Consider the following 4,924-nt stretch of genomic DNA (forward strand, 5'->3'; position numbering starts at 1 on the left):
GCACGGTCGCCGTAGTAAGACCACGCAATAGCGGTCGAAAACGCGAACAATAACAAGGTGACTGGAATAATATATTGACCGAAGTCACCAAAATAACCGTTGGCAAAGGCAAGCGATGTTAATGCCGCAGAGTGCACCAATGACTTACCAACAACTTCAATATCGTCCTTGATAAGATTGCCGTTTTCAACTTTGACAGTGCCGGTATAGGCGTCTTCACCCGCGACAACAAAGCGCACGTCTTCAGCAACTGAACGTGCATGAAGGATGGTAAACTGCTCATTGGTCTGAGCAACACCATCTTCGACACGAACAATACCGTTGTAACGTTCGATCTCGTTGTCATCAGTTTGGTTCAAGTAAGCGTATAGCTTCTCGCGGTCAGCCGTTACCGTGTCATCGTAATGACCTGCAATAAAGTCGAGGTCGCTGCGCGCAAAATTGTTCTCGAACTTTTGCGTCCATACACCCGACGATAGGATAACCAGACCAGTCAGTGTACAGATCAAAATGGTATCCAAGAATGGCTCTAAAATAGATACCAGACCCTCAGACACAGGATCTTTGGCACGAGCTGACGCGTGCGCAATCGGAGCAGAGCCTTGACCAGCTTCGTTCGAGAACAAGCCGCGGTTAACGCCTCGGTTGAACGCATATGCGAAGCTTGCGCCCAAGAAACCACCCGCTGCCGCAGAGCCCGTAAAAGCATCGCGGAAAATCGAGATGAACGATTCGCCGATATTGTCAAAGTTAAACGCGATAACGCTTAATGAACCAATCACGTACAAAATACCCATGATCGGTACAATCTTCGAGGTCACCGCCGCGATACGCTTAATACCACCGATAATAACCATCGCCAATAAAATCGAGAGTACGGCACCTGTGATGACCGGATCGATTTCAAAGGTTTGTTCCATCGATTGAGCGATATTATTGATTTGTGGCATGTTACCGGTGCCGAAGGAACTGATAATGGTTGCGATAGCAAAGATGACCGCGAGCCACTTCATGTTCAAACGACGGTCCATGTAGTACATTGGTCCACCGGCCATGGTGCCATCTTCTGTTTTAACGCGGTACTTGTGCGATAACGTGACCTCAACAAACTTGGTGGTCATACCCATGAATGCAGTCATCCACATCCAAAAAATAGCGGCTGGACCACCTAAGAAGATAGCCAGTGCCACACCACCAATGTTACCCGTACCCACGGTACCAGAAAGCGCTGTCGAGAGCGCTTGGAAGTGACTGGTATCGCCTTGTGAGTCCTTTTTATCAAACTTACCACTTAATACGCGCCACGCGTGACGGAAATAGCGTACTTGAGGAAAGCCCAAATAGAGCGTGAAGAATAAACCCACACCCAACAAAAGAAATGGGAAATAGGCTGCAGAGCCTAAAAACCCATCAATCCATAACAAAATATTATTCAGCGTTTCCAAGGTGTATCCCCTTTATTTATTGTTATTTTTACCGCGTACGTTAAACCTTACGCAGGATTGGCGATACTGCCAATATAGCAGTTAGCACATCCTCGCCTAAACGTTGACAACGAGTTGAAGACCAGCCGAAATCCTCATCAGGCAAATCAGCATTGTCTTTAAATGGCATTTCTAGTGTATAAGATAGACATTTAAAACGTTCGCCGACAGCTGAGCACGCAACAGTCATATTGGCTTTGCCAGGCTCATCTTTTTCGTAACCGAACTCATCTTGAAACTCAGGCGTTGCTGCGAGCAAGGCATTTTTAAACGTTTCTTCCAGATGCTTATGGCGCTCATCATACGAAGGAATACCCTCACAGCCAGCGACAAAGTTATAAGGCAGTGCCTCATCACCATGCACATCTAAAAACATATCAACGCCGGTTTCTTGCATGCGCTTGAGCACATAAAAAACTTCTGGGCTTTTCTCTAGCGAAGGTTCAGCCCACTCTCGATTTAGGTTAGTTCCTACTGCGTTAGTACGCAAATGGCCGCGAACACTACCGTCTGGGTTCATATTAGGCACGACATAGAACACATTCTCATCGAGCAGCTTACGCGCAACGCCATCTTCGTCGTCAAGCAAACGGCCCAATAGCCCTTCCATCAACCACTCAGCCATCGACTCACCTGGATGCTGACGTGCGGTGACCCAGATGGTGTTTTTCTCTTCGCTCGGCTCACCGATAATCAACAGGTTCAGCTCACGGCCGTCGATAGTCTCGCCGAGTAATTCGTGATAGCAATCAACCGATTGTTGCGCTTGCTGGATGAGATCTAAGTGGCGCTCATATGAATAAGGCACAAAATAAGCGTAATAAACTGACTCTTGTTCTGGTGTATGCCGAATCGTCAGCTTCTCACCGTTATATTCGGTAGGTACGCGGAACCAGGTGTCCCGATCGTAAGACGCCAAGGCTTGATAGTCCTTCCAGCCATCGGGGTAAGCTGATTTACCTGCATTCTCAATGATCATCACATGTTCCTCGCCTACTTCGGCAAACAACTTGTAATGAAACCACTGATAAAAATCGGACTGATGATCTTTCCGGATTGTCAGACGGATGTTGTCACTTGAATTTGCTTCGATAACGTCAATATTGCCGCTATCAAACGCCGTATTTATACGTATCATGCGTTTCCTTTATAATTTTTAAGAACGAATGCTTAGCAGTATACGAAAAAAGCGCCACCACGGGCGCTTTTTTCTATTTTTATGTGTTTAGCGAGGCAAGTTAGGTACTTTAAGACCTGCCATATGCTCGGCAACACGTACAACCTGACAGCTGTAGCCGAACTCGTTGTCATACCACACGTACAAAACAGCGCGGTCATCTTCAACAATCGTCGCTTGCGAATCAACGATACCTGCATAACGGCTACCGACCAAGTCGCTTGATACAATTTCCGTTGAAGCCGTGTAGTCAATTTGGCTTTCCAATGACGAGTGCAACGCAGTCTTACGAAGATACTCATTAAGCGTCTCACGATCAGTGGCTTTGCCAAGGTTCAGGTTCATAATTGCCATTGAAACGTTAGGCGTAGGTACACGAATCGCGTTACCGGTTAACTTACCTTTAAGTTCAGGTAAAGCTTTTGCAACCGCTTTGGCAGCGCCGGTTGAGGTGATAACCATGTTTAATGGTGCAGAACGACCACGACGTTCAGCTTTGTGATAGTTATCAATCAAGTTTTGGTCGTTCGTATACGAATGAACAGTCTCTACGTGACCATTGTGAATACCGTACTCGTCGTTAACTGCTTTGAGTACAGGCGTAATCGCATTGGTAGTACAGCTCGCTGCCGAGAGAATGCGGTCATCTTCCAAAATATCGCTGTCGTTCACACCAAATACGATATTTTTGATGTCACCTTTGGCAGGCGCAGTAAGTAGTACTTTTGCAACGCCTTTCGATTTCAGGTGCAAGCCTAAACCGGCTTCATCTTTCCAGATACCGGTATTATCGATAACAATCGCGTTGTCGATACCATACTGAGTATAGTCAACTTGGTCGGGACCATCTGAATAAATCACTTTGATAGAAGTGCCGTTAGCCTTGATGCTATTGGTTTCTTTATCAATCGTAATTGAACCATTGAACTGGCCATGAATCGAGTCACGACGAAGCAAGCTCGCACGCTTCTCTAAGTCGCCTTCGCGTCCACCACGAACAACAATCGCTCGCAAGCGCATCTTGTTGTTTGCACCGTTCTTTTCAATTAATAACCGTGCCAGTAAACGACCGATACGACCAAAGCCATATAGCACAACATCTCGTGGCTCGATGCTGTCATCGACGTCAACCACGTCAGCTAGCTCACGACGTAGGTAATCTTCAATCGACAAACCGTCTGCTTTACCACCGTGGTGATAACCATAGGCAAGTTTGCCTAAATCTACGCGTGCTGGAGCCATCTGCATTTTCGCCATGGCTTCTAGGAACGGAAAGCTCTCGCGTAAACGCACTTTTTGACCTTCATAACGACGGATCAAACGATGCGCTTTAATGATATTAATTGTCGAGACGTTTAATAGTGAACGACCATAAACTAGAATCTCCACACCAAAATTACGGTATAATTTACCGATTAATGGTTGCATGAGTTCTGCGTACTCTTGGCGCTCCTGCCAACTTGAGAGTGTCGGGTCCTGCTGGTTAGCATTCATTAGCTAAGTCCTCATGGTATGATATGCTCAAAAATCTCGATGCGTATTGTACTTAAAAGCGCACTCATAAGCCAACCTATGCTGGCGAACTTGTTAGTTAATCGTTGAAACGGCGGAAAATATCAATGACATATGCACGTAGTATCGGATTGAGCGCAGCCATTGCTGCCATTGTTGTCACACTTTCTGGCTGTGAGGAACGACCGATTACTGTGCGAGAGGCATGTGAGAGCTACCCCGATATCTGTTCTGACTTAAACCAAGACAATTGGTGTAACGCGGAGCGTCGACAGCTGATTCTAACGCGCTATGCCAACAAAACAGATGAAACACCTACGCATCAATATTATTTGCTAAAAGACTTACAGTCATACTCCCAATGTATCGAATTAGCTTCATCAATTGAGCATAGAAAGCTCAAAGCCAAGCAGTCTCATCGCATCGAGGCGTACATCAAAAGCTTGAGCAACATCGAGAAACTCGCTCAGCAGACCAAAAGCAGCGAACACCCGCTTTTGATGTACTGGCACTGGGCCAATCGAGGTAATAATGATGCCCTTGACCGCTTACTCGCGCTCGAGGGGCAACCCATCATGCAAACATCGGAATTACAATTTGCATTAGCGACTTATTACGCCAAAGAAGATAGTCAAACCATGCTCGAATATTTATACCGAGCATTGCGATTATATAAGCCACAACAACGCTTTAACGTTGAGATCCCCGAATCACTGGTGACCTATTATTTAAACAACCAACGCACAGATGA

Annotated in this window: 4 protein-coding genes; 1 reads left to right on the top strand and 3 read right to left on the bottom strand. The window is 46.1% G+C overall.

Annotation, left to right across the window (positions count from 1 at the left end; all coding sequences use genetic code 11):
• From B2X00_RS05970 to B2X00_RS05980, 3 genes are all read right to left on the bottom strand, one after another.
• The coding region (locus tag B2X00_RS05970) for an alanine/glycine:cation symporter family protein (protein WP_290486522.1) at window positions 1-1,445 on the bottom strand (1,445 nt) is incomplete at its 3' end.
• Between the two features lie 40 nt (window positions 1,446-1,485).
• Window positions 1,486-2,619: a M14 family metallopeptidase gene (locus B2X00_RS05975; protein WP_290486525.1), complete on the bottom strand. Its 1,134-nt coding sequence runs from the start codon at window positions 2,617-2,619 to the stop codon at window positions 1,486-1,488.
• Between the two features lie 90 nt (window positions 2,620-2,709).
• Window positions 2,710-4,155 carry a glyceraldehyde-3-phosphate dehydrogenase gene (locus B2X00_RS05980; RefSeq protein WP_071464314.1) on the bottom strand — a complete coding sequence of 482 codons (1,446 nt, stop codon included), beginning with the start codon at window positions 4,153-4,155 and terminating at the stop codon, window positions 2,710-2,712.
• A gap of 125 nt (window positions 4,156-4,280) precedes the next feature.
• Between B2X00_RS05980 and B2X00_RS05985 the strand changes: the two genes are divergently transcribed.
• A partial coding sequence (locus B2X00_RS05985; protein ID WP_290486523.1) for a DUF2989 domain-containing protein occupies window positions 4,281-4,924 on the top strand: 644 nt, incomplete at its 3' end.

Origin of the sequence: Idiomarina sp. UBA3162, assembly GCF_002364475.1 — a bacterium.
GTDB lineage: Bacteria > Pseudomonadota > Gammaproteobacteria > Enterobacterales > Alteromonadaceae > Idiomarina.